This window comes from Neisseria sp. P0001.S005 (genome assembly GCF_051963715.1).
The window spans coordinates 1-611 of sequence record NZ_JBQCTZ010000497.1; the positions used below are offsets into that span (position 1 = coordinate 1).

Annotated in this window: 1 protein-coding gene; it reads left to right on the top strand. The window is 57.3% G+C overall.

What is annotated here, in order from left to right; translation table 11 throughout:
- Positions 1 to 102: 102 nt before the first annotated feature.
- Positions 103 to 611: glycosyltransferase N-terminal domain-containing protein (locus tag ACTHSP_RS21285; RefSeq protein WP_440346917.1), on the top strand; the 509-nt coding region annotated here is incomplete at its 3' end.

Consider the following 611-nt stretch of genomic DNA (forward strand, 5'->3'; position numbering starts at 1 on the left):
TTTCAGACGGCCTGTTTCCTTTGCGTAAAACACGCATCAAAGCTATATCTTCCGTTTCAGTTTCCGATAAAATAGGCCTATTCCGACACAAGACCCGTAAGCATGATACGCCGCCTTTACGCCACGCTGTGGCACCTCGCCCCCTTCCTGATCCGCCGCCACCTGCGCCGCCGCGCCCTCAAATCCCCAGCCTATCTCGAGCATTGGGACGAGCGTTTCGGGCAGGCGTATCCCAATCCCGTACAACGCCCGATTTGGATACACGCCGTATCCGTCGGCGAAACGCGTGCAGCCGAACCTTTAGTTCAGGCATTGCGCCGCCATTTTCCCGACTCGCCGTTTCTGATTACCCAAATGACGCCGACCGGCCGCGCCACCGCGCAATCCCTGTTCCCTGATGCGCAATGCCGTTACCTACCCTACGACAAATCCGAATGGGTCGCCCGATTTTTAGCCGAACACCGCCCCATCTGCGGCATTTTGATGGAAACCGAAATCTGGCCCAACCTGATGCACGGCTGCCAAGAAGCAGGCATTCCCCTCTTTTTGGCCAACGCGCGCCTCTCCGAAAAATCCCAACGCGGCTACCTCAAAATCCGCAAGCTGGTCGA